The following is a 25,765-nucleotide window of genomic DNA, read 5'->3' as shown; positions in this document are numbered from 1 at the left end:
ACCAGGAAGTATGTTAGAAATTCGTCAATTACACAAATCCTATCCTATAGGTGATTCAAGTTTACATGTTTTAAAAGGCATCGATCTTTCTGTAAAAGAAGGGGAAATGGTTGCCATAATGGGGTCTTCAGGTTCAGGTAAATCTACTTTGCTAAACATCATTGGGATGCTGGATGAAGCTGATGCGGGTGAATATATCCTAGACGGTTTACCAATTAAAAATCTTACTGAAAAGAAAGCCGCCATTTACAGAAATAAATTCTTAGGTTTTATTTTTCAATCTTTCAATTTAATAAATTACAAAACGGCACTCGAAAACGTAGCGCTTCCGTTGTATTACCAAGGTATTAAACGAAAAGAACGTCTAGAGTTGGCTATGTTTCATTTAGAAAAAGTGGGTTTGGCCGATTGGGCAAAACATTTACCAAAAGAACTTTCCGGAGGGCAAAAACAGCGTGTTGCTATTGCTAGAGCGTTAGCAGCAGACCCTAAATTATTATTGGCTGATGAGCCAACAGGAGCTTTAGATACTAAAACCTCTCATGAAATTATGGATTTTATCCAACACCTTAATGATGAGGGCAAAACAATTCTAATGGTGACTCACGAAGAAGATATTGCAGCCATGTGTAAACGTAATGTTAGGCTTCGTGATGGGATTATTATTGAAGATAAAAAAGTAGAACAGGTAAGAGCTTCACTTTATGTTTGATTTAGACCTCTGGCGCGAAATTTTCCAAAGTATTAACATGAATCGTACACGGAGTTTACTCTCTGGGTTTACGGTGGCATTTGCTATTTTGCTGTTTGCTGTTCTATTCGGTATAGCAAATGGTTTGCAAAACACCTTTGAGGAAGCTTTTGGTACCGATGCGAACAACTCAATACAAATCTTTTCAGGACGAACAACTAAAGCGTATAAAGGACTTCAGGTTGGACGAAAAATTCAATTTAAAAATGAAGATCGCGACTTTATAAAAGATAAATACGGCGATAAAGTCCAGTTTATTACTTCTAAAGTAAATAAAGATGTTACAGCTTCTTTTAAAGGAGAGAAAAATAACTATCAACTTCGTGGCATATATCCTGAATTCATGTTTATTGAAAATAACGTGGTTAAAGAGGGACGCTACATTAATCAAAACGACTTAAATCATAAAGCTAAAGTTGCTGTTATTGGGCAAAAAGTAGAAGAGGAATTGTTTTTTAAAGAAACTGCTATTGGGAAATATATTAACCTAAGTGGTATTCAATACAAAGTGGTTGGTGTTTTTACGGATGATGAAGGCGATACCGAAGAAAGTATTATTTATATCCCTATTACTACCACACAGTTTGTGTACGGTAATAATGATTTTGTAGATTTAATACATTTAACTTTTAATCCTGAAATGAACTCTAATGAAGCACTTGCTTTTGGGGTGTCTATAGAAAAAAGCTTAAAACAAAAATTTGACGTAGCTCGAAGCGATCAACGTGCTATCCGACTGCGAAATATGGCTGAAGGCACTAAAAAAGTGGATTTAATGACGGCGAGTTTATCTATCATTATCCTCGTTATTGGTTTCGGAACTTTAATTGCAGGTATTGTTGGCATTAGTAATATCATGATTTTTATTGTGAAAGAACGTACAAAGGAAATCGGTATCCGAAAAGCCTTAGGCGCATCGCCACGTTCCATTGTTTCCATTATTTTAATAGAATCTATTATTATAACAGCTATTGCCGGTTATGTGGGGTTATTGGTAGGTGTTGGTGTTCTAGAACTCGCCGCACCAAGTCTAGAAACGTATTTTATTAAAGATCCAGGTGTTAGTAATAGTTTGGTGTTTGGAGCAACAATTACGTTAATAATTGCTGGTGCCATCGCAGGCTATTTACCAGCAAAAAAAGCATCACAAATTAAACCTATTGTAGCCTTAAGAAACGATTAACTATGTTTAAATTTTTATTCGAAAGAGATACCTGGCAAGAAGTTTTCGATAGCTTGAGCAAAAATAAGCTCCGGTCTATTTTAACCATGGTTGGTGTTTGGTGGGGTATTTTATTACTTATTGGTCTGTTGGGGTCTGCACGTGGATTAGAGAATTCTTTCAACCGTTTGTTCGGTAATTTTGCAACCAACAGTGTATTTGTTTGGGGCCAAAGTACAGGCAAGCCTTTTAAAGGTTTTCAGGAAGGGCGCCAAGTGAAATTATCCTTAAGCGATGCTAAAAAAATAGAAGAAAATGTTGAAGGTATCGAGTTTGTACTTCCAAGAAACCAAAGAACAACCATTGTTACCAAAAACTTTTTAACGGGCAGTTTTCAAATGGCTGGTGATTATCCGTTGTTAGATCAACTTCAGAAGAAAAAATTAATAGAGGGGCGTTTTATCAATCAAAATGATATTGACGATAAGAAGAAAATTGTCGTCATTTCTGATGAAGCCTACAAACAACTTTATGAAAAGGACTCTGAAGTTATAGGAACTTACGTTATTATTAACGGCATTAATTTTATGGTTGTTGGTATGTTTGAAGAAGGCGATATTAATATTGGTCCAAAATCTGATATGCATATTCCGTTTACCACTTTCCAACAAATTTACAATCAGGGCGATCGTATTGGTTGGATGATGATTACCGGAAAACCAGCGTATGACATTACTCAAATAGAGGAAGATGCCAAGTTATTGCTTAAAAATTTAAACCATATTCACCCAGAAGATAAACGAGCCTTCGGAAGCGCCAACTTAGGGAAAGAGTTTGGGAAACTAACCGGTTTTTTAACAGGCATGCAGTTTCTAACATGGTTTGTGGGCATTGCTACACTTATCGCCGGTGTGTTTGCTATTGGCAATATTTTGTTGATAACCGTAAAAGAACGCACAAAAGAAATAGGAGTGCGTCGTGCCTTGGGTGCCACGCCTTTTGAAATTAAACGCCAAATTGTAGTCGAAGCCGTGTTTTTAACTTTAGTAGCCGGCCTGTGTGGTATTATATCGGGTGGTTTAATTTTAATTATCCTCGATCATTTCTTTGGGCAAGGGGCCGATGCCGCCATTGTAAACGCCTCAGTATCTATTGCTGTAGTATTTGCAGCCTTAGTAATATTAGTAGTTTTAGGCACATTAATAGGCCTTATTCCTGCAACCAAAGCAACCAGTATTAAACCAATAGAAGCATTAAGAGAAGAATAAACAATCAAAAAAAATGAATAAAACAGTCAAAATTATTTTAGTAATAGTAACCATCTTACTATTGGCGTTTGTATTGAAATATTTCAAAGATTCAAACTCAAAAGATATTGAAGAGTTTAAGGTTGAAACGCCTTTCTTCACGTCTATAAATACGAAAGCCGTAGCTACAGGGAAACTAAACCCTGAGGAGGAAATTGAACTTAAACCACAAATTTCAGGTATTGTAGATAAAATTCTTGTGGAAGAAGGTGATAAGGTTAAAAAGGGCGATTTAATTGCAACAATTAGAGTAGTACCAAACGAGCAAAGTTTAGTGAGCGCAAACAGTAGAATTTCAACAGCAAAACTATCTTTTGATAATTCAAAGGTTCTTTATGATCGAAATAAAACACTTTTTGAAAAAGGCGTAATTTCTCAACAAGATTTCGAAAATAGCCAATTGGGATACAATCAAGCCAAAGAAAGTTTAAAACAAGCACAAAACGATTATCAAATTATTAAGCGTGGTTCTATTTCGGGCGGAAGTTCAGCAAATACCAATATTGTAGCGCAAATTCCTGGAACTATTTTAGAAATTCCGGTACGCGAAGGTGACCAAGTTATTGAAAGTAATAATTTCAACGCAGGAACAACTATTGCTACGATTGCAGATATGAGTTTAATGATTTTTGAAGGGAAAGTAGATGAAGCTGAAGTTGGAAAATTAAAAGAAGGGAAAATTATTAAAGTGATTTTAGGAGCCATTGCAAACAAGGAATTTCCAGCGAAATTAACGTTTGTTGCACCTAAAGGTATTGAAGAAAACGGTGCCGTTCAGTTTACCATAAAAGCCGACGTTGAAATAGATTCAACCACAAATATTAGAGCAGGTTATAGTGCCAACGCTGAAATTGATATTGAAGCCAGAGACAGTGTACTCGCTATTCGAGAAGCGCTTTTACAATATAATAGAATTACAGAAAAACCTTTTGTTGAAATTTCCGAAGGCGATAATAAATTCCGTAAAGAAAATGTAGAATTAGGCTTATCCGATGGTATTAACGTTGAAATACTTGAAGGCGTTAAGGAAGGCGACAACATTAAAGTTTGGAATAAAGCATCAAAAGACAATGAAGATGAGGACGAAGATGAAAAATAAAAACACCAAGGTACAAGGTATTAAAAGCCTTATCGTTTTAACTGTTTTATGTATTTCAATGTCTTCTTTTTCGCAAGAAAAAATATGGACGCTGCAGGAATGTGTAAGTCATGCATTAGAATATAATATTTCTGTAAAGCAAACAGAACTGGATGCATCATTAGCTGAAGAAGATATTACCACAGCAAAAGCTAACTTTTTGCCTACAGTAAGTGGTTCGGCAAGTCATAGCTATAATTTTGGTTCTTCAATAGGGAATTCAGGAACACGTGTTTCATTAGATCGATTATTCAATAGTTTTGGTTTAAACACAGGGATAACCATATTTAATGGTTTTAAAAATATAAATTTATATGAGCAAGCCAAATTAGGATTAGAAACGAGTCAACTCCAATTAGCAATATTGAAAGATAATATTTCATTAAATGTTGTTAATGCTTATTTAAATATTTTACTTAACAAAGAAGCCTTAAAAATAGCTGTTGATCAAGTAAATATTAGTCAAAAAAGTCTAGATCAAATTCAGGGTTTAGTTGATGCTGGTGTTCGTGCTAAAGCAGATTTATTTGATGCGCAATCGCAATTAGCAGCCGATAATGAACGTTTGGTAAATGCACAGAATAGTGTAGACTTATCTTTATTAACCTTGTCTCAGTTATTACAAGTTTCAAACAAAAATTTTAATATTGAAAATATAGAGATAGACTTAACTAATGCTGTTTTATTATATAATAATACTAACGAGATTCTATCATATGCTTTAGTTAATAGACCAGAAATAAAGAATGCGGAATTAAATCTTAAGAATGCCGAATTGAATATTGCAATAGCAAAAAGTTCATATTACCCTACTTTAACATTTGGAGCAGGTATGAGTACGTCTTATCAACACGTTCAGGGGCAGAAGGATATAATTCCTATATTCGATAGTAATACCGGAACTATAATAGAACTTAGAGATAATGGATTTGGTAAACAAATAGATAATCAATTAGGTTACAATTTTGGGTTTAATTTAAGTATTCCCATATTTTCAGGGTTTAGAAACAATGCGAGTCTTAATAAAACCAAAATTAATAAAGAACAGTTAAACCTATCTTTAGAGCAAGAAAAGCAAACATTAACAACTAATGTAGAGCAGGCATTTGCTGATGCGAAAGCATCATTAAAACAGTATGAGGCTTCGGAAACTTCTAAAATTGCACAAGAAGAATCTTTTAGAAATGCACAGGAAAAATATAACCTAGGTGTTAGTACTTCTTTTGAATTGGAGCAGGTTAGAAATAGGTTGATTAATGCTCAATCTTCTTTCTTGAACGCAAAGTATAATTTTGTTTTCAAAACCAAAGTATTAGACTTTTACATGGGGAAATCCTTGGTAGAATAGTTTCTTCGGAATGTATTCAACGATATAATTAAAGCTATCATAAATTAAATGATAGCCTTTTTACTTTTTATAGCGCGGTAATATCTTTCTAATAATAAAAACAATATTTTTGCAATTCCAATGAAAATGAAAAGATGAGTACATTTATATTAAACATAGAAACTGCAACCACCAATTGTTCGGTATCTATTTCTAAAAACGGCGAAACCGTTGTTTTAAAAGAAGATAACGATAAAAGTTATTCGCATGCTGAAAGATTACACGTGTATATCGACGAAGCTTTAAAAGAAGTCGGAATTACCGGAGCAGATTTAAGTGCTATAGCCATTAGTAAAGGTCCTGGCTCTTATACTGGGTTACGTATTGGAGTTTCTACCGCAAAAGGACTCTGTTTTGCTTTAGATAAGCCTTTAATTGCTGTGCCTACTTTAGAAGCGTTAGCGCATCAAGTTGCATTGGAGAGTGGAGTAGTGGTTGCTATGTTAGATGCGCGCCGTATGGAAGTGTATTCGGCTATTTACGATGCGTCATTTACGGAGATTAGAGAGACTCAAGCACAGATTTTAGAAGATAACGCTTTCGCGGAATTATTACAGAGCGGAAAAGTATATTTTATAGGAAATGGTGTTGAAAAAACGAAAACACTTATTACGGATTCTAATGCCATTTTTGTTGAAGATAAATTGCCATCAGCTAATGAAATGAGCGCCTTGGCTTATGAAAAATATCAAAATAATAACTTTGAAGATGTCGCTTATTTTGAACCGTATTATTTGAAAGATTTTGTGGCTTTGAAACCTAAGGCGAAAACAAAGTAACTTTTTAAAGCGTTTGTTTGTAGATAAAAAAAATCCCTGATAGTTAAACTATCAGGGATTTTTCTATTAATAAAGTTTAAGCAAAAGGCTTACCCTTGTTTATGTATTTCGACTTGGTGTGGGTAAGGAATTTCAATTCCAGCCGCATCAAGCGCTTCTTTTACATTTTCAGTAATACCGAAATAAACATCCCAGTAATCGGCTGTTGTACACCATGGTCTAACCGCAAAGTTAATTGAGCTATCTGCCAATTCTGACACGTTTACCGTTGGCGCAGGGGTTTGTAATACTTTTGGATGTGCTGTTAATACATCCATTAATACTTGTTTTGTTTTCTTAATATCAGAGTCGTAACCAACACCGAATGTTAAGTCAACACGGCGAGTACCTTCCGTAGAATAATTAATAATATTACCGTTAGATAATGATCCATTAGGAATAATAATTTCTCTATTAGATAAACCTGTTAATTTGGTTGTAAAGATTTCAATTTCTTTAACCACACCAATTTCACCTTGTGCTTCAATTAAATCGCCAATTTTTATAGGCTTAAAAATCATAATTAAAACACCCCCAGCAAAATTCCCTAAAGAACCTTGTAAGGCTAAACCAACAGCCAAACCTGCGGCAGCTATAATAGCAGCAAATGATGTTGTTTCTACACCAACAGTACCAAGAACAACAATAATTAAAATAATTTTTAAAGCCCACGAGATAAGGTTTAATAAGAATTTTTGAAGACTTATTTCGTAATTTCCTTTGGCCATTACGTTTTGGGTAGCTTTTAATATTTTTTTAATAACCCAAGAGCCAATAATCCATATTGCAATGGCACCTATAATTTTAATGCCATATTCAGCTCCTAGAGCAATCCATTTTTCTGTGTCAATGTTTTCTAAATCCATAATTTTTGTTGCTTTATTTTTGTTGTAAAATTAAAAACTAATATGTTGCTTTATTTAATTTTTATGATAAAAAATATTAAATAATTTAAATCAAATTGAGTATTAGTGCAATAATTGCAGGAATAGATTGCACATAAAAAAGTTTAATTTGCTTCGTAGAGTAAGACCCATAAATACCTGCAATAGTCACACAAACTAGAAAAAATAGTATAAAATCTTGATTTTCTATAAGTAAAGCAAGTAATACACCAGAAGCAATAAAACCATTGTATAAACCTTGATTGGCGGCAAGTACTTTAGTTTCTTCGGCAAATGTGGCTGATTTAATACCAAATGCTTTAATGGTTTTGGGTTTGGTCCAGAAAAACATTTCTAAGATTAAAAAATAAATATGTTCTAGAGCGACGATGATCGTAAAAATAAATGCTAAAGTTTTCATTTGTTGTTATTTTGTTTTAGTGACGTTTTGCTTGTTTCAACTAAGGCATTAATATGAAAAGGCGAAAATTTAGAGTCGTTTTATATCTCAAAGTTAATTAAATATTGTGAGATGCTTTAGTAAATTAAGGTCATAAAAAAAGCGCTCTAACTTGTAGAGCGCTTTTTCCATGTTGTATTTTTAAAAGACCTATCCGTTTATGGCTTCTACCATTTCTACTTTTCCAGGAAGCATTTCTTTCAACATATTTTCAATACCACTTTTTAAAGTATATGTAGACGATGGGCAACCGCTACAAGCTCCTTGTAGTAATACGCTCACGTTTTTGTTTTTTTTATCATAAGAAATAAACTGAATATTTCCACCATCACTAGCTACAGCAGGTTTTACGTATTCTTCAAGAATATTTATAATTTCCTTAGAAACATCATCCAAAGTATCAAAATGAGTATCTTGTTGTTCTGTAGATTTTTTCAATGTATCCACAGCGCCAGGAACTACAATGTCTTTTCCGTTTTCAATATAGCTTCTGATGAATTCGCGAAGTTCTAAAGTAATATCATTCCATTCGGCCATGTCATATTTGGTAATAGACACGTAATTCTCATCCATAAAAACAGCTTTTACAAACGGAAAATGAAATAATTCCGTCGCTAAAGGCGATAATTTAGCCTCGTCTATCGAAGTGAATTCGAAAAGGGCTGCGACTATTTTTTTATTGGCAACAAATTTCATTACTGTTGGGTTCGGCGTACTTTCAGCATAAACCGTTACAGGTACTTTTTTAGGGGAAGCAGTTTCTTCAACCACCACACCATTATCGTTTAAGTACGATTCAATTTGCTCAGCCATTTCATCTTGCACATCGCTCCAGTCTACAATACTATAGCGTTCTACGGCAATAAAATTACTTGTGATATATACTTTTTTTACAAAAGGCAAATAAAATAATTGCTGTGCTAAAGGCGAGTTTTTAGCCTCGTCGATATTATTAAATTCGAAACTTTGGTGCTGCGTAATAAATTGATTTAATTCAAATTTTACTATGGCATCGTTAGATGTTTCTTGCACGGAAACTTTGAAATTGCTCATTTTCTCTTTTTTTTTACAAAAATACTAAAAGAAAACTGTAGATATCCATATATTTGAGTTTTGTTGCCTGTTTATAAAGTTGAATAAAAATGATGTTTTAATATTCATTTTAGATGTAACTTTTTAATTCTAAAGGCGTTTTATAAGTGTAAATCAACCTGGTGTTCAAATTATGAGATGTAAAAATATGTTTTTGGTAATTGCTGCAATGCTGTTTACTCACATGGCAACCGCGCAGGAAGGTTTACCGATTTACACCGATTATCTAACAGATAATTACTACTTAATACACCCTTCTATGGCTGGTGCTGCAAACTGCGCAAAAATTCGCATGACGGCACGCCAACAATGGTTTGGACAAGATGATGCACCTAAGCTTTTAACCGTAAGTGTTAATGGTAGAATTGGCGAAACATCATCTGCAGTTGGAGGTATTTTGTATACAGATAAAAACGGATATCATTCTCAAACGGGGGCCTATGCAACCTACGCGCACCACATTATGTTTTCACGTTCTCCAGTAGATTTAAATATGCTTTCTTTCGGTTTAAGTGCCGGGATTATTCAATATAGATTAGATGAAACCTCGTTTCTTTTCGATGGGCCAGATCCAATAATCGACGGTATAGTGCAAAGTGAAACCAATTTAAATATGGATTTTGGATTTTCTTACCAGTTTCTAGATTTTTATGCGCACGGTACCGTAAAGAATTTATTAAAAAACGCAGGAATCAACGACGATCCTAATATCACCAGTAATTTAAGACGATACTTACTTTCTGTAGGTGGTGTTTTTGGTGGTTATGGTAGCGATTGGAGTTACGAGCCATCTATCATGCTTCAGTATCGTGATGCTACAAAAGAGGGCGGTATCGATATTAACGCAAAGGTGTACAAGCAAATGGAATTTGGTAAAATTTGGGGTGGGGTATCGTACAGACGAAGCAGTGACGGTGCCGAATATTTAACCAACGAAAACACAGTTACCAGTCAAAAATTACAACAAATCACACCTATTGTAGGTGTTAATATGAATAATTTCATGGTTGCTTACACGTACACCTACCAAGCGAATTCATTGGTGTTTACAAATGGTGGTTTCCATCAATTTACGCTAGGGTATAACTTTGGTTGTAGAAAAGAGCCTTACCACTGTAATTGTCCGGCGGTTAACTAAATTAAAAGAAATTACAATTTATATAAAAATCCTACCCGTATATCAGGGGTAGGATTTTCTGTTTTTATACCACGCCTTATTGGGGCGTATCAATTCCTAAGGTTGGCGTCGGGCTTTATTCGTTATTGTCTATTTTAAATTAAAGAACTCATAAATATAAATATTGTACTACTCGCTCTTTCTTAAAAAGTCCGGGTGCTCAAACATACCATTCAATCCTCACGCGAAAATCGTAGCGTTAGCTTGTAACCCAATGCTTATTGTTATTTCCAACTATAATTCTTCTTTTTAGCTTGTTCTTTAATAGCGTTGGTCATCGCGTTTTCTAAACCATTATCAGTTGTAGTTTTGGCTTTCGAAATAAATACTTTGCGCTTCGTGTTTAATTCCTGAATTTGATCCTGAATATCCTTACGCTCAATGCGTTTGTCTTCAATATACGTTTTAATTTCTGTAGCTGTTTTTCCTTTTAACTCTTCTGGTAAAGACGCTTCTTTCAATTCAGAAATAACCACTTCGTCCTGTTCCTCGGCATCCACCAAATCCCAAGATTTATTTTTATACAAATGCGAACTTTTACTTACCGTTCTGCTAACAGCATTAGCAGTGCTATATCCGGCAGCATTTTTATCTTGTTCGGCTTGCATGGCCATTTTACGTTTGCCTTGATTACCATAAACTACGTAGGTTTTGTTTAGTTTTTTGTTCAGAATTAAAATTTCATCATCATAAGGCGAAGCAATATGTACGGTTTTGTTATTTTGGTTTATCGCCATATAATCTCCGCTTGTTAACTGCGCTCCAGTTTTCCATTTCGTAGAAATACCTTGCTCATAATCGCCACAAAAAATGGTATTTATAGTCACATCTTTTTCTTTCGCATTGGCCGATGCATCTGTATATTTCACGTGTCCTTGATTAAAAGGTTCGTTTCCGGCGATAAAAATGAGTTTTAAATCGTCTTTATTTTTTTCCCAATCCAGTTGGTTTAACGAGGTTTGTATTACCTGTCCACAATATTCTTGGCCACCATTTGTAGTTAGAGAAAATAACTCTTTAGAAATATCATCCAAATCATCACTAAAAGCTAAAACCTGTTTAATATAACCTTCTCTGGCATTTAGTTTGTCATTTCCATATTCATATAGGGCAATTTGTAAATTCGGTTTGCCGTTCCCGCATTTGGCGTACGACAGCTCGTTTACAATATCCCAAAGTTGTGCTTTTGCTTGATCTATCAAACCGTCCATGCTATTACTCGTATCTAATAAAAGGGCTACTTTTATATACTGTTTGTTTGGTTCGGTATGTGTCACTTTTTCCATAACTTGATTTTCGGCGTAAAGCGTTGGTTGTTTTTTCGTTTTGGCGTTGCAGGCCGTTAGTCCTATTAAAGTAGCACAAAGGGTGAAGAATTTAAATGATGTTTTCATAGTGTTTTCGTTTTTTAATTATGATGAATTTTTCTACTGTAAATCTAAAACCAAACAATCTCTAATAAAATCACCAATGAGTAAAGTGGCTGTTTCAATGCGTAAAGGACAATTTAAAATGTATAAAGCCGATGTTTTAGTTGATAATAAAGTGTTTTTTGTAAAATCATCATTTTATTATACCAAGTAAAGTGCGTAAGTTTAGCATTGGAAAAAATAAAATGAGCGCATTCTTAAAACATATTGTTATTTTAAATTTTATAGTGTTCAGCACCTTGGTGTTGGCGCAAAATAATAATGTATTTAATAACCAGAATACACGATTTACAGTGCGTGGGAGTGTGGTAGAAAGCGATACACGTAATGCTATACCTGGTGTTAATATTGAAGTCAATGGCGGCGGGTATACTACAACCGATATGTCGGGTGATTTTAAAATAGAAGTCCAACTTGGCGACGAGCTTACTATAAGGTCTAAAGATTTTGAAACCGTTTATTATACCATAAAAAGCAATGAGCGCATTGAAGTGCGTGTTGAAAAAAATCAAGACGATAAGGTTTTGTTTCGGTCGAGTAAACGCTTAAGAAGTAATCCAGAAACCTTTAAATCTCTAATTGATTCTGCGGAAGCATATCTCAAAAAAGACGCACAAAAAAGTATTAGATTTATAACTGAGGCGTTATCCGAAAGTTCCTCTTCTAAAGAAAAATCTTTGGTTTATGACGTTTTAGGCGATGTCTATATGCAATTAAAGCAGTACGATTTAGCCGTTTCAAATTATAGAACGAGCATTCAAAATACCGAAACTAACGATACATCTTTAAAGCTAGCCCAAGCTTATAAACTCAATAAAAACTATCAGGAAAGTTTACAAATGTATCTCGCTTTAAACAAATCAAATCTTAGTAATTGGCAATTGGTGTCTTTACACGAAGGGTTGGGCGATGTGTATTTGTTAACCAAGAATTTCGACGCTTCCATCGCGGCCTACAAAGAAGGTTTAGCGGTAGCGCAAAAGCATTTAATTACGCCTAAAATAACCGATTTAAACTCTAAAATAGCTCAGGTTTATGGTGTAAAAGGTGATGCGGAACAAGCCAAAGGGTTTTTCAGTAAATCGTTACAATTGGCCAATACGGAAAATAAAAAACGTGCAGTTTCCGAAAAATTAAGAGTGGCCGATTTTCAGAATGAAATCAGTGATTATTCCGAAGAAATTCAGCTGAGAAAAGAAGCTTTAAGCACCATAAGTGAAATTGAAACAGATTCCGTTTTCGATAATGAAAGTCCGTTAACGCCACAAAATCAAAACTATAAAATAGGAAAAGCTTATGCCTCGCAAGGCGATGTGGGAAATGCCATTACTTATTTAGAAAAAAGTATTGTTGAAGCTGAAAGCAAAAGAGATTTAATCGTCAAGAAGGAAGCTACTCGAAAATTATCTGAAGTTTATGAGAATGCTGAAGACTATAAAAAATCATTACAAGCTTTTCAGGATTATGTCGATTTAGTTGATCAGGTTTATGCTGAAAAAGAAAAAGAAATTTCGCAAGCTGCCCGTTTTAGCCGAGAATTAACAACTAAACAAAACCGCATTACAAGTTTAGAAAGCGACCGCGAACTTTCCGAAAGTAAATACCAATTAACCAACGAGCAAAGCAAACGCCAAACGCTTATTATTTATTCTTTAATTGGCGGGGTTTTGTTACTATTACTCACGGCATTTTTAATGTACAAATACATTAAACAACAACGCTTAGCCAATAATTTATTGGCCTTAAAAAGTTTACGAAGCCAAATGAATCCGCATTTTATTTTTAACGCCTTAAATTCGGTAAATAGCTTTATAGCTTCTAATGATGAGCGCACGGCAAATAAATATTTAACCGATTTCTCATTACTTATGCGAGCTGTTTTAGAAAACAGCGAGCAAGATTTTATTCCGTTAGAAAAAGAAATAAAACTTTTAGAATTATACACGAAACTCGAACATTTCCGATTTAAAGATAAGTTTGATTACAACATTAAAGTTGATGAGAATATCAAGATAAACGATTTTCTTATTCCGCCGATGTTGCTGCAACCATACATAGAAAATGCGGTATGGCATGGTTTGCGGTACAAAAAAACAAAAGGACAATTAGAAATAGGCATCACCCAAACTAAAGCAAACGAAATTTCAATAAGTATTACCGACGATGGTATTGGTCGCGAAAAATCGATAGCTTTAAAAACCGAACATCAACAAAAACAAAACTCTAAAGGCATGGGGAATATTAAAAAACGCGTTAGTATTTTAAATACCATGTATAAAGATAAAGTGGATGTGGCCATTTCTGATTTTAAAAAGGATGGAGACACGGGAACTCAGGTTATCGTGACGTTGAAAAAAATTAACATGCTTAAAAATTAGAGTAACAAAAACGCCCATGAAACTAAACGCGATTATTGTTGAAGACGAAAAAACAAGTCGAGATATTCTAAAAAACTATCTGCAAAAATACTGTCCTATTGTACAGGTTTTAGGCGAGGCGGAAAATGTAGACGAAGCCCTAGTTTTAATTAGAAACAACAGTTTAGATCTTGTATTCCTAGATGTCGAAATGCCTTATGGAAATGCCTTCGATTTACTCGATAAAGTTGGAGATATTCAATTCGAAACTGTTTTTGTAACGGCATACAACCATTACGCCGTCGATGCACTAAATGCCCACGCCAGCTATTATTTAATGAAACCTATTTCTATAGACGAACTTATAAAAGCGGTAGATTATGTTACCGAAATTAAAACCAAAGAAAGCGAACTGCAAAACGCTATTTTAGTGCCAAAAATAACAAGTGTAAATGGTAAAATTACCATTCCGCAATTGGACGGATTTGAAATTTTAAACACCGCCGACATCCTATATTGCAAAGCCGACGATAATTACACCGAAATATATTTAAACAATAACAAGAAAAAACTCGTTAGTAAAACCTTAAAATATTTCGACGATGCTTTAACAGAATCTGGTTTTTCCCGGGTGCATAAATCCTATTTAGTAAACGTCAACGAAATTGTAAAATACCAAAAAGGCAAGGGTGGAAGTGTGCTCCTTAGTAACGGAAAACAAATCATGGTTTCTGCTTCCAAAAAAGCCCAATTATTAGCCTATTTCAAATAAATAAACCGTATTATTTCCGCGTAAGCGATACCTTAAAAAATAAATATTATGCCAATAATTAAAAACATAAACGGAAAAACACCACAACTTCCAGACGATTGTTATATTGCCGAAAACGCTGTCATTGTTGGCGATGTTACCGCAGGAAAACAATGCAGTATCTGGTTTAGTGCTGTAATTCGCGGCGATGTACACTACATCAAAATGGGCGATAAAGTAAATGTACAGGACGGTGCCGTAATTCATGCCACCTATCTAAAATCGCCCACAACCATTGGTAATAACGTCTCCATTGGCCACAACGCCATTGTGCACGGCTGCACCATTCACGACAATGTTTTGGTGGGTATGGGCAGTATAATTATGGACGATTGCGTTATAGAAAGCAACAGTATTATTGCCGCAGGAGCTGTGGTTACAAAAAACACACGTGTCGAGTCGGGTAGCATTTACGCCGGTGTACCCGCAAAAAAAGTGAAAGATATTAGTGAAGAACTCATCTCTGGAGAAATTAACCGCATTGCCGAAAATTACATCAAATATTCCAGTTGGTTTAAAGAATAGTATTTGGGCGTTCCCCGTCTCGATAACAATCGATACGGGGCGGGCTTTCCGCTATATCTTTTGTGTGCCAAATAGTTGAAAAATGGAAGTTTTCGCTTTTGTGTAAAGTGTTTAGAGTATAACCATTATCTAGTTGTTTTTTGCACACAAAAGGATGCCGCATCAATCCCTAACGCATGTGTTTGCTAAGAGTAGTTTTTACGGATTGTATACAATTTTGTTTCAAATACTTAAGCTTTCCATTTATGTTTAGAATCATGTTCTTCCAAGTCAGAAATTCGCTAGAGTAAATCATTCTTCAAATATTCTTCTTTCAATTTTTCATTTGTCCCTGTTTATAATGTATTCGCGTTTAAATACGTTAGGCAAAAATGAAAACAATCTTTGCCAAGTTTGTAAAGGTAAAGCGCGCCCTGACATTATATTAATTTCTCCACCAGAGTAGCAAAACCTTTTATTTAAAAGTATTTCTGAAATGTTCTTAAGTTGCTGTTGTAGCTAAATCCATTAAATAAAATAAAAGCATCACGTTCTAACTCTTTTCCTTTTTAACTTTTTTCAGATATATTTAATGCGGGATATTTTATTTAAAAAGTGGATAAGGGGCTTGTCTACTCTATAAATTTAATAAATCACAGATAGGAAGCTTGCGAAACCTTTTATAGGCAAGTAAATTAATATTGGAAAGGGATTTTATTTGATTATCTCTATTTCGTCTATTTTATCTTTCCTATAAACCACATTTCCATTTGATTTTAAATTTCTAAGAAATAAATAATTCCTAGTTTGACCTATAAAAACTAATGTATCGTTAGTCTTTACGTTTTTTCCTTCTTTTATAAATGATATTTGAGTTTTGGATTCTCCATTTAAAATGATGTTGGCCTTAGTAGTTTTATAATACCATATAAAACTTAGTATTGACGGAGTTATTATAGCATAAAGAAGATATATCTTAGCTTTGTCTGAATCATTTTGAACTTTAATTGTTCTGTAAATAAATAAGATAATTAATAGAATACTCCAAAGAATAAGGTAGTTTTTTAACCATAGAAATTTTGGCTTAAATAAATAAGGTTGAAATATTAAAACTATAAGAGGTGATCCAAAAAGAATTAAAAGTATAGTTATAGCGGAAATTCGACGAAATAAATATATTTTTTTTGATTTTTTATTAATTGTTAGGTCTTCCGTTAACACATTTTCAACATTTTTTTTCTTTCTAGTTTGGTCCTTAGGTTTAATTAAGACAATTATAGAGCCTATTAAGCCTGATATATATATTGAAGCGAATATGATAGAAAGTATTAAAACTGAAGTGATTGGTAAAAAAATAAATAGATACTCATCAAAATCAAGATATGATACAATATCAATATTAAAATTGTTAAAAAAAATAGATTTTTCAGCATACCCCAAGCAAATAAGTAAAATATACCCAATTGTTATGGCCTCGGTCGGTAAACTCCATTTTAATTTTCTTTTTTTTGTCATTAGCTGCTTGTAGTTATAATGTTTACCAACATGTAATAATCCAAAACTTATTAATCAATAGTTCCTTGACTTCCCCACCAATCGTTTTTCGGGTCGTAATCTGGTGATAACATCTTTAGACGTTGCTTCTCCAGGTTTTGCATGTTTTTGGTTGCTATTTTTTCTAAATACGCTTTTTCGGCTTCGGCATCATAAAGCGGATCTTTTTCAGGGAAATTAGCATTTACACTTGCTAAATAATCAAAAAGTTCTGTTTTTAAAGTTTTTACTAATGCCGTATTTTCATCGGCTACGTTGTTAGATTCCGATTGATCTTTGGCGATATTATAAAGTTCGTTACGGCCATCTTCGTAGTAATGAATAAGTTTCCAATCGCCTTGTCTAATCACCGATGAAGGCTCTCCACCTTGGTTTCCGTAATGCGGATAATGCCAGATCAGGTTACGTTCTTGTATGGTTTCACCTTTTAAAATCGGTAGTAAGCTAACACCATCGTTATGCGATTCGGGTTTTAAATCTGCACCTACTAAATCTAAAATAGTAGGGTAGAAATCGGCACCAGAAACAGGTGTGTTATTCGTTTTGTTCTCTATGTTTAACCAAGGCACTTTAATAAAGTAAGGCTCTTTAATTCCACCTTCAAACTGGTAACCTTTACCACCTTTTAATGGTAAGTTTGATGAGGAATTGCTATCACCCGCTGAAACGCCACCATTATCTGATGTAAAAATGACGATGGTATTCTTATCTAAGCCTAAATCTTTTAAACCTTTTAAAACAATACCAACGGCATCGTCCATGCTTTCTACTAAACCACCATAAACAGGATTGTCTTGGGTTTGACGAATAGGAAGGAATTTGCCCATTTTGTAACCAGTATCGGCAATGCCATTTTGCTCGGCTTTATTACGATATTTTTCCCATTTTTGTTGGGTTGTTTGTATTGGTCCATGTACGGCATAAAAAGATAAGAAAGCGAAAAACTCCTTATCTTTATTTTCTTTCATAAAGTTTACGGTTTCGTTCGCTAAGGTTGCGCTTAGGTTAGTGCCGGTTTCGTATGGTTTTAAATTCGGGTTTACAAATGGCGCAAAGTAACCGCCTTTTGGGCTTCCGGAATCCCAACCACCAACGTTAATATCAAAACCGTGATCTTCAGGCCATGAGCCTTTTTCTCCTAAATGCCATTTTCCTGCAAAAAATGTTTTGTATCCATTGGCTTTTAAAGCTTCCGGTAATGTGGTGTATTCGTGTAATAACTCGTGATTGTAAGCAGCTGGAAGCAGTTTGTTATGTCTGTTTTTTTTACGCCATGCTTCGCCTTCTAAAGCACCAATCCAATCGGTGATGCCATGGCGTGCTGGGAATTTCCCACTCATTATACTAGCACGAGATGGGCTACATACTTGGCAGGTAGCATAACCTTCGTTAAACACCATACCTTCGTTGGCAATACGATCTATATTTGGTGTTTCGTAAAAGCTATTGTTGCGGTAACTTAAATCGTTATAACCATAATCGTCCGCCAAAATAAAGATGACATTTTTCTTTTCTGGAACTGTTGTTTCGGTTTGTTTGTTACACGATAGTAGCGTGGCGATGCTTGTTGTTAATAGCAGTAGAGTATTAAGTTTCATGCTTTGTATGGGCTTTTATTTAGTCGTTGTATATTTTCAGTTTTCTGCACACGAATTTAAGTATTTTTATTGAAGTAAATAAGTAATGCGCCCAGCAGTTATGTAATAATTTTGGCTGATATATGCGTTAGGGATTGTAGTGAAAAGCCCACAGCCTGACGTAGGAGGTGCGCGGACTTGCAGCGTAAAGCGCGACCCTTTTGGGGAACGCCCAAATTGTTTTTATTTAAAAGTTTAAGAAGTTAACGGCATGATTTCCGTTTAGAAGCGAAGCCATGATTTCTGGGTTTCCGTTGGTGAAAAATTGATTCTCACCTGGCGTGCTGGACGTATTTAAAAGGTTGTTTTGTTCTAAAATGGCTTTAGTTTGACGTGCTACGGCCTGCCCAGAATCTATTATTTTTACATGCGGTGGCAGTAGTTTTAAGAGTAATGGTGTGAGATACGGATAATGTGTGCAGCCTAAAACAAGGTGGTCGATGTTGGCTTTGAGCATGGGCTCGAGGTATTGTTTTAGGAGATCTTGCATGGCGGTAGAATGTAAGTTTCCGCTTTCGATGAGGTCTACAATGCCTTCGCCAACTTGCTCTATGATGTTAATTTTTGTAGCAAACATGCCTGAGGTTTTTGAGAACAACGCGCTGCTTAATGTGCCTTGTGTCGCCAAAATACCGATAGCGTTGGTTTTGGTTTGCAGGGCGGCTGGTTTTATGGCGGGTTCTATACCTATGAACGGTATGTTATAAGTGTTTCGTAAATGTTCTATGGCATTTGTGGTTGCTGTATTACAAGCTACTACAATGATTTTGCAGTTTTGGTCGCGCAGATATTCGGTGTTTTTTATGCTTAAATTGGTAATAGTTTTTGCGCCTTTTGGTCCATAGGGTGCGTTGGCACTATCGGCTAAATATAGCATGTTTTCGTTTGGAAGAAGCGCGTTTATTTCTTTCCAAATAGATGTGCCTCCAACTCCAGAATCGAAAATACCTATAGGTTTTTTGCTCATGTTAGTTGGTATTGTTATTGGCGTCTTTAATTTCTTTTTCGAGATGATCGAGGTATAAAATACCACTAAGGTGATCTATTTCATGCTGGAAAATTACCGCTGTGAAATCGGTTACCGTTTCTTGTCTGTGAAAGCCTTCGATGGTGTCGTATTCAATATCTATAGAAAACGAACGGCTGTTGAGCATATCGCTGCGATCTGGGATGGATAAACAGCCTTCTTTTACAGCTTGCTTTTTATTAGAATAGGTATTGATTTTTGGGTTTAAATAGACTTCAAAAGGCAAGTTTTCTTTATCGAAACGTTGTACCCAAATGATGTTTTTTAAAACTCCTACTTGAGGTGCGGCAATGCCAACGCCCATAGAAAGACTATCTCTAACGGTTGCAAACAAACGGTTTACAAAGGTTTTTAAAACCACATTATTGGGGTCGGGTTTTATATAGCTGCTTTTTGTGCGTAATAACAGCGAATCACTAGTACTTGTTATTTTGTAAACACGCATAGGTGTTAAGCTATCGGCGAGTAAGATGAGGTTTTCTTCGCTAGAGGAAAAGCTTTGGTTTACCGTGTTTTTAGTGCTTGAACAACTTAAAACAAGGATTAGAATAATAGTGACGCCGTAGAGTTTTTTCATTTTAGTAAACAAATTAGTGATTTACCATTCGTTGATTTTGTTGGAATCTAATTTAATAAAGATAAAAATTAAAATGGTAAATGCCCAAAGTCCGGAACCTCCATAACTAAAAAGGGGGAGTGGAATACCGATGGTAGGGATTAAGCCCATAACCATACCTATATTAATTAGGAAATGGATAAAAACAATGGCGGCTACCGAGTAACCATAAACACGGCTAAATTGCGATTTTTGTAACTCGGCGAGGTGTAAAATACGGAGTAATAAAAGCACGAAAACGATGACGACAAAGGAACTTCCCAGGAAACCCCACTCTTCGCCAACGGTGCTAAAAATATAATCGGTGTGTTGTTCTGGTACAAATTTACCTGTTGTTCGGGTGCCTTCCATAAAACCTTTTCCGGTGAGGCCGCCAGACTTTATGGCTTTTTCCGATTCGTTCAGGTTGTACGCAAAGGTTTGTTTCATTTTCTGAAGTTTATCAGGATCTTTTTCTAAGCGCAGCCAAAGGCTTATTCTGTCTTGCTGATGTGGTTGAAGAATGCTTTGGTAAAAGAATTTTACTCCAAAAGTAACTGTTAATGCTGCACCCAAAATGAGTAGTAATTGAAAGGTTCTGAGCTTTTTCTTAGTTAAAAAATGAAAGGCTGCAAGCACTAAAACAGCAATTATTGACGTGATTATAGGTCCGAACTTTAAGGATAAAATAGATAATAAAATGGCCGAAACTGCTATGGTTAAATAATATTTAGGTAAACCTTCGCGATACAGTACGAAGAAGAAAGCCCCGTAAACAATGGTACTTCCGGTGTCGTTTTGTAATAGTACCAAAACGGCTGGTGTACAAATAATGATAAAGGTTTTTATTTGATCGCTGAAATTATTGATATTGGTGTTTAAATCGCTAATGTATTTAGCAACGGCAAGGGCTGTGGCGGTTTTAGCGAATTCACTAGGTTGGAGTGTCATCCCGCCAATACCATACCAAGAGGTGGCGCCATTTACGTTTTTTCCGAAGAAAAAAAGACCGACCAGAGAAAGCATAGAAATGATGTAAATAACACTAGAGAAACGTTCGTAAAATTTGGCATCAATAGCTAGTAATAAAACAATTAGGCCAAAGGTTAAGAAAATGAAAATAAGTTGTTTGCCGAAAGGTTGCGATATATCGAAATAGTTTAAAGTATCTCCAGTGTGTGACGCCGACATGATATTTAACCAACCAAAGCCCACTAATAATAAGAATAGGATAATGGTAATCCAATCGAACTTAAAATATCTATTAGTTTCTCTACTCATTAAGGGCTGTTTTGTTTATTTGTTTCAGCTTCTCTTGTAAGCGATTGTATTCTGTGTTGTCAACAAGTTGCAAGCTTGAGCCGCCGTTAATTCTAAAAGGTTTTCCTGATTGTGGTTTAGCGTATTCATCTTCCAGACTATGCTTTAAAATCCAATCTTCTAAATCTTTTCGAGTAATAGTCTTTTTAATATATTGTTCAATCATTAAACTGGCTATTCTACCTGCAAAACGACCTCCCCAATATCCGTTTTCAACAAAAACAGCAATTGCTATTTTAGGGTTGTCTTTAGGAGCAAATGCTACAAAAATAGAATGGTCTGTTAATTGCGTTGTTACGCTATCAATTTTTGTAAAATTTTCTGCGGTTCCTGTTTTTCCACAAATTTCAATATCTTTTACTTGAAGAGCTGCAGCTGTTCCTTTGTTGTACACATCAAACATGCCTTGAATTATAGGTTCGAAATTTTGCTTGTCAATGGTTGTATGTTTTGGAGTGGTGTAGTTGGAATCAATCGTGTCTCCTTTAATGTTTTTTATAATATGTGGCGTGTAAAAATAACCGCGATTGCTAATGGCGGCTACCATGTTTGCGAGTTGAATAGGTGTAGCTTCAACTTCACCTTGGCCAATAGCGTTAGAAATATTGTATGTAGATGCCCATCTGCCTTTGCCATACCATCTATCGTAAAAATCGCCATCAGGAATCCGTCCTTTGTTGCCAATTTTAAGGTCGTAGCCTAAATAATTACCCAAACCAAAACTTTTAACGTGGTCGCTCCAAACATCCATGCCGTCGTGCGCATTGTCATATTTGTCAATTATACGTCTGTAAACATTAGCGAAATATGCGTTGCAAGATTGTGCAATACCATCTGTCATTGCTAAAGGACTGTAATGATGGTGGCATCCCGTTAATTTTCTGCTTCCTAAGTAATAGCCCAATCTACAAGTGAACTTCTCTTCTGGAGTTACTACTTTTTCTTGTAAACCAATGAGTGCATTCAAAACTTTAAAAGGCGACCCTGGTGGGTATTGCGCTTTTAAACTTCTGTCGAATAATGGTTTTGCAATGGTATCATAATACAGTTTAGTGAAATTCTCAGATCGTTTTCTGCCCACTAATAAATTTGGGTTGAACGATGGTGCCGAAACCATGGTTAAAATTTCACCCGATGCAGGTTCGATAGCAATAATTCCACCGCGTTTATTTTGCATCAATAGTTCGCCATAAGCTTGGAGGTCGGCATCGATGGTAATGGTGATATCTTTTCCTGGTTCTGGAACAATGTCAAATTCACCATCTTTATATGAGCCTATGTTTCGGTTAAATCGGTCTTTTTGAATAAATTTCAGACCTTTAACCCCACGCAGTGTTTCTTCATAAGAAACCTCAACGCCTTGTTTTCCGATGAGGTCGCCCATTTTATAGTAATCATCTCGGTTTATTATGGCATTGTTAACCTCACCGATATCACCTAAAACATTAGCGCCAATAGAAGTTTCGTAATGTCGAAGCGAGCGTTTTTGAATATAAAAGCCTTTGAATTTCCGCATTTTTTCTTGTAGAACAGCATAGTCGGCTTTGGATAAATGTGATATAAAAACAGATGATAATCGTGGCGAGTAATGTCTCGCTTTATTGTAAGTTTTTATGAATTTTGCTTTATCAATTTTTAAGAGATTGCAAAATTCTAAGGTATCTAAAGGTTCCACTTCACGTGGAATAATCATAACATCGTATGAGGGTTGGTTGGAGACTAAAAGGGTACCATTTCTGTCGTATACAAAACCGCGCTTGGGGTAATCCCAAACTTTTCTAATGGCATTATCGTCGTATAAACTTTGCGAATTCGAGCTGTAAACTTGAAGATAAAATAGCCGAAAAATAAAAGTAAGACCAACAAGAATGATGGAAATATAAAGTAGAAATTGTCTCATTTCGATTTTTTACTAAAAATAATTGTTATGATCATAATCAGTATAATACTGAATATACTTGAGAATAACGTTTTTTGAAGTATTAAAATTATTTTAGAAAAGTTAAATATTTCTAAACTGAATAATACAAAATGATGTATTACTGTGAGGAGTGAAATATAGGTGAGTTTGGTGCCAAAATCGACCGTGTCAAACTTGATAGATTGGTGCTCGTAAATCATGCCGAAAGACGATTTTAAAATCACTGGGCGTATGTAAGCAATAAATACACAGGCTCCTGCATGAATACCACCAGTGTCTAGAAATAAATCGATAGTTAAACCTAAGAAAAAACTGAGTAAAATAATAATAATCCTATTGTTTCTAACAGGGAAAAAAGCGATTAATAAAATATAAACGTAAGGGTTTATGTAACCCAAAAAGTTAATATGATTGAATATTAAAATTTGAAAAAACACGAGGACTAAAAAACGACCACCTTGTACAAAAAACAAATTATTCATTTGAGTTGCCGTTTAAGAGGTTAGTAATTTCAGGAAGGTGCTTGTTTTCGATAATGTAAACATGTTCTAAGTTAGTCATGTCGTTAAAAAGGAGCACGTTAATTTCGTAATAGTTTTCGTTGTTGTCGAGATGAAAATCGAGCACAGTACCAATAGGAACATTCTTTGGGAAAATCGAGGATAAGCCAGAGGTTACAATGGTATCTCCTACTTTAAAATTGGCGATTTTTGGAATATCAACCAATTGGGTAACGCGAGGATTTTTTGCGTCCCAGGTTAAAGATCCGTAATGATTGGTTGTTTTTAACTTCGCGCTAATGTTACTTGTTGTATTTAAAATAGAAATAACCGTAGCAAAGTTTTTACTGGTTTTGTTAATAATACCTAAAATACCTTTACTGGTAATGACACCAAAATCTTCATGGATATTATCATTTTTACCTTGGTCTAAAAGCAGCGTATTATTTGTTAAGGAATAGCTGTTTTTTATAATACGTGCCGATGTAAACTTGTAAGTTTCATCAAAGGTTGTACTGTCTAAATAAGTAGAATCGCTTTGGTTAGTGTTATTGTATAAAAGCGATTTTAGCCTTTTGTTTTCTTCGGTAAGTAAATTGTTTTGAGACCTTAAATTAAAATAATCAGACAAGTTATTAACCGATGTGTAAACGCCACCTGTTAAAAAATTAGCCGAATTAATAAACTTACTTTTATGGTACGAATGCGATTGAATTGTAAACACAATAGAAATAGAAAACAGCAACAAGAACAACAAAAAGTTTTTGTTTCTTATTATAAAATTAATAATTTGTTGCATGTGTTATCGACCTATTTTATGCTTTTATTTTATCAATACACTTTTGTATTTAGGTAAGTTTTTAAGCGTAATACCTGTACCGCGAACTACGGCGCGTAAAGGATCTTCAGCAATATAAACTGGTAAGTCTGTTTTTAAAGATAAACGTTTGTCTAAACCACGAAGCATCGATCCACCACCGGCTAAATAAATACCTGTATTATAAATATCGGCAGCTAATTCTGGAGGGGTTTGAGATAACGTTTCCATAACAGCATCTTCAATACGTAAAATAGATTTATCTAAAGCTTTCGCTATTTCGCGGTAAGAAATTTGTACTTGTTTTGGTTTACCTGTAAGTAAATCACGCCCTTGAACGCTCATATCTTCTGGAGGCAACTCTAAATCTTCAGTAGCTGCTCCAATTTGAATTTTTATTTTTTCAGCAGTACGTTCTCCAACATATAAATTGTGTTGGGTACGCATGTAATACACAATATCGTTTGTAAAGACATCACCAGCAATTTTAACCGATTTATCGCAAACAATACCACCAAGAGCAATAACTGCAATTTCGGTTGTACCACCTCCTATATCCACAACCATGTTTCCTTTTGGTTGCATAATATCTACACCAATACCAATGGCCGCAGCCATAGGTTCGTGAATTAGGTAAACTTCTTTACCATTAACACGTTCTGCACTTTCTTTTACCGCTCGCATTTCTACCTCTGTAATTCCAGAAGGAATACAAATTACCATACGTAAAGCAGGTGTGAAAAACTTCTTTTTTAAAGCTGGTATGTTTTTAATAAACATACTTATCATTTGCTCTGAAGCATCAAAATCGGCAATTACACCATCTTTTAATGGGCGAATGGTTTTAATATTCTCATGGGTTTTACCTTGCATTAAACTGGCTTCTTGCCCAACGGCAATAATTTTACCAGAAATTCTGTCTCTAGCTACAATAGATGGCGCATCGACAACCACTTTATCATTATGAATAATAAGTGTGTTTGCGGTACCTAAATCTATCGCTATATCTTCAGTTAGGAAGTCAAAAAATCCCATGTGCAATTAATAATTTAATGTGGTTTAAAAAACGGATCCCGTAAAAGTACTAAAAGTTAGCAAATATCTTGAGTTTTATAA

24 protein-coding genes are annotated in these 25,765 nt (G+C 34.9%); 11 read left to right on the top strand and 13 right to left on the bottom strand.

Annotated elements, in window-relative coordinates; genetic code table 11:
• Window positions 1-10: 10 nt before the first annotated feature.
• The 6 genes from QWY92_RS03640 to tsaB all read left to right on the top strand — a co-directional run bounded on the left by QWY92_RS03640 (window position 11) and on the right by tsaB (window position 6,524).
• Window positions 11-712 (top strand): ABC transporter ATP-binding protein, encoded by a 702-nt coding sequence (locus QWY92_RS03640; protein ID WP_290268561.1) that lies wholly within the window; start codon window positions 11-13, stop codon window positions 710-712.
• Window positions 713-749: 37 nt separating this feature from the next.
• Window positions 750-1,934: an ABC transporter permease gene (locus QWY92_RS03635; RefSeq protein ID WP_290268560.1), complete on the top strand. Its 1,185-nt coding sequence runs from the start codon at window positions 750-752 to the stop codon at window positions 1,932-1,934.
• 2 nt (window positions 1,935-1,936) lie between these two features.
• A complete protein-coding gene (locus QWY92_RS03630) occupies window positions 1,937-3,181 on the top strand; it encodes an ABC transporter permease (protein ID WP_290268559.1) in 1,245 nt (414 codons plus the stop codon).
• Between the two features lie 13 nt (window positions 3,182-3,194).
• Window positions 3,195-4,319: an efflux RND transporter periplasmic adaptor subunit gene (locus QWY92_RS03625; protein ID WP_290268558.1), complete on the top strand. Its 1,125-nt coding sequence runs from the start codon at window positions 3,195-3,197 to the stop codon at window positions 4,317-4,319.
• On the top strand, window positions 4,309-5,706 hold the full coding sequence (locus QWY92_RS03620; protein ID WP_290268557.1) for a TolC family protein: 1,398 nt from the start codon (window positions 4,309-4,311) through the stop codon (window positions 5,704-5,706). Before QWY92_RS03625 ends, QWY92_RS03620 begins: the two co-directional genes overlap by 11 nt.
• Before the next feature lie 134 nt (window positions 5,707-5,840).
• Window positions 5,841-6,524, top strand: coding sequence for a tRNA (adenosine(37)-N6)-threonylcarbamoyltransferase complex dimerization subunit type 1 TsaB (gene tsaB, locus QWY92_RS03615; protein ID WP_290268556.1), 684 nt, complete (start codon window positions 5,841-5,843; stop codon window positions 6,522-6,524).
• Between the two features lie 89 nt (window positions 6,525-6,613).
• Here tsaB and QWY92_RS03610 read toward each other — a convergent pair whose 3' ends face one another.
• From QWY92_RS03610 to QWY92_RS03600, 3 genes are all read right to left on the bottom strand, one after another.
• On the bottom strand, window positions 6,614-7,429 hold the full coding sequence (locus tag QWY92_RS03610; RefSeq protein WP_290268555.1) for a mechanosensitive ion channel family protein: 816 nt from the start codon (window positions 7,427-7,429) through the stop codon (window positions 6,614-6,616).
• An 85-nt stretch (window positions 7,430-7,514) separates the two neighbouring features.
• Window positions 7,515-7,868 carry a DUF1304 domain-containing protein gene (locus QWY92_RS03605; protein ID WP_290268554.1) on the bottom strand — a complete coding sequence of 118 codons (354 nt, stop codon included), beginning with the start codon at window positions 7,866-7,868 and terminating at the stop codon, window positions 7,515-7,517.
• A gap of 189 nt (window positions 7,869-8,057) precedes the next feature.
• Entirely contained in the window at window positions 8,058-8,960 is a 903-nt protein-coding gene (locus QWY92_RS03600) for a NifU family protein (protein WP_290268553.1), read from the bottom strand.
• Window positions 8,961-9,132: 172 nt separating this feature from the next.
• Between QWY92_RS03600 and QWY92_RS03595 the strand changes: the two genes are divergently transcribed.
• The gene (locus QWY92_RS03595; protein WP_377879435.1) at window positions 9,133-10,137 is read left to right on the top strand and encodes a PorP/SprF family type IX secretion system membrane protein; all 1,005 of its coding nucleotides are present in this window, start codon (window positions 9,133-9,135) and stop codon (window positions 10,135-10,137) included.
• A gap of 263 nt (window positions 10,138-10,400) precedes the next feature.
• Here QWY92_RS03595 and QWY92_RS03590 read toward each other — a convergent pair whose 3' ends face one another.
• The gene (locus QWY92_RS03590) at window positions 10,401-11,570 is read right to left on the bottom strand and encodes a vWA domain-containing protein (protein WP_290268551.1); all 1,170 of its coding nucleotides are present in this window, start codon (window positions 11,568-11,570) and stop codon (window positions 10,401-10,403) included.
• Between QWY92_RS03590 and QWY92_RS03585 the strand changes: the two genes are divergently transcribed.
• The 4 genes from QWY92_RS03585 to QWY92_RS03570 are packed head-to-tail and all read left to right on the top strand — an operon-like array spanning window position 11,545 to window position 15,299.
• Window positions 11,545-11,760, top strand: a complete 216-nt coding sequence (locus QWY92_RS03585; RefSeq protein WP_290268550.1) for a hypothetical protein — start codon at window positions 11,545-11,547, stop codon at window positions 11,758-11,760. The two genes, QWY92_RS03590 and QWY92_RS03585, sit on opposite strands and share 26 nt — an antisense overlap.
• 31 nt (window positions 11,761-11,791) lie before the next feature.
• Window positions 11,792-13,984 carry a histidine kinase gene (locus QWY92_RS03580; protein WP_290268549.1) on the top strand — a complete coding sequence of 731 codons (2,193 nt, stop codon included), beginning with the start codon at window positions 11,792-11,794 and terminating at the stop codon, window positions 13,982-13,984.
• A 16-nt stretch (window positions 13,985-14,000) separates the two neighbouring features.
• Window positions 14,001-14,735, top strand: coding sequence for a LytR/AlgR family response regulator transcription factor (locus QWY92_RS03575; RefSeq protein WP_290268548.1), 735 nt, complete (start codon window positions 14,001-14,003; stop codon window positions 14,733-14,735).
• Window positions 14,736-14,783: 48 nt separating this feature from the next.
• Complete coding sequence (locus tag QWY92_RS03570; RefSeq protein WP_290268547.1) at window positions 14,784-15,299, top strand: gamma carbonic anhydrase family protein; 516 nt, start codon at window positions 14,784-14,786, stop codon at window positions 15,297-15,299.
• A gap of 693 nt (window positions 15,300-15,992) precedes the next feature.
• Here the strand turns inward: QWY92_RS03570 and QWY92_RS03565 are convergent.
• The 9 genes from QWY92_RS03565 to QWY92_RS03525 form a co-directional block, all read right to left on the bottom strand.
• Window positions 15,993-16,793, bottom strand: coding sequence for a hypothetical protein (locus QWY92_RS03565; RefSeq protein WP_290268546.1), 801 nt, complete (start codon window positions 16,791-16,793; stop codon window positions 15,993-15,995).
• A 50-nt stretch (window positions 16,794-16,843) separates the two neighbouring features.
• Complete coding sequence (locus QWY92_RS03560) at window positions 16,844-18,430, bottom strand: sulfatase (RefSeq protein ID WP_290268545.1); 1,587 nt, start codon at window positions 18,428-18,430, stop codon at window positions 16,844-16,846.
• 226 nt (window positions 18,431-18,656) lie between these two features.
• On the bottom strand, window positions 18,657-19,436 hold the full coding sequence (gene murI / locus QWY92_RS03555; RefSeq protein WP_290268544.1) for a glutamate racemase: 780 nt from the start codon (window positions 19,434-19,436) through the stop codon (window positions 18,657-18,659).
• A gap of 1 nt (window position 19,437) precedes the next feature.
• Window positions 19,438-20,073: a peptide deformylase gene (gene def / locus QWY92_RS03550; RefSeq protein WP_290268543.1), complete on the bottom strand. Its 636-nt coding sequence runs from the start codon at window positions 20,071-20,073 to the stop codon at window positions 19,438-19,440.
• A gap of 21 nt (window positions 20,074-20,094) precedes the next feature.
• A complete protein-coding gene (gene rodA, locus QWY92_RS03545; RefSeq protein WP_290268542.1) occupies window positions 20,095-21,372 on the bottom strand; it encodes a rod shape-determining protein RodA in 1,278 nt (425 codons plus the stop codon).
• Window positions 21,365-23,311, bottom strand: a complete 1,947-nt coding sequence (gene mrdA / locus QWY92_RS03540) for a penicillin-binding protein 2 (RefSeq protein WP_290268541.1) — start codon at window positions 23,309-23,311, stop codon at window positions 21,365-21,367. Before mrdA ends, rodA begins: the two co-directional genes overlap by 8 nt.
• Window positions 23,308-23,814, bottom strand: a complete 507-nt coding sequence (locus QWY92_RS03535; protein WP_290268540.1) for a rod shape-determining protein MreD — start codon at window positions 23,812-23,814, stop codon at window positions 23,308-23,310. Before QWY92_RS03535 ends, mrdA begins: the two co-directional genes overlap by 4 nt.
• A complete protein-coding gene (gene mreC / locus QWY92_RS03530; protein WP_290268539.1) occupies window positions 23,807-24,631 on the bottom strand; it encodes a rod shape-determining protein MreC in 825 nt (274 codons plus the stop codon). The genes QWY92_RS03535 and mreC overlap by 8 nt, the downstream gene beginning before the upstream one ends.
• Before the next feature lie 24 nt (window positions 24,632-24,655).
• On the bottom strand, window positions 24,656-25,684 hold the full coding sequence (locus tag QWY92_RS03525; RefSeq protein ID WP_290268538.1) for a rod shape-determining protein: 1,029 nt from the start codon (window positions 25,682-25,684) through the stop codon (window positions 24,656-24,658).
• Window positions 25,685-25,765 lie beyond the last annotated feature (81 nt).

The sequence above is a fragment of the Algibacter miyuki genome, from assembly GCF_030409805.1.
GTDB lineage: Bacteria > Bacteroidota > Bacteroidia > Flavobacteriales > Flavobacteriaceae > Algibacter > Algibacter miyuki.
This window is presented reverse-complemented; position numbering and strand designations above follow the sequence as displayed.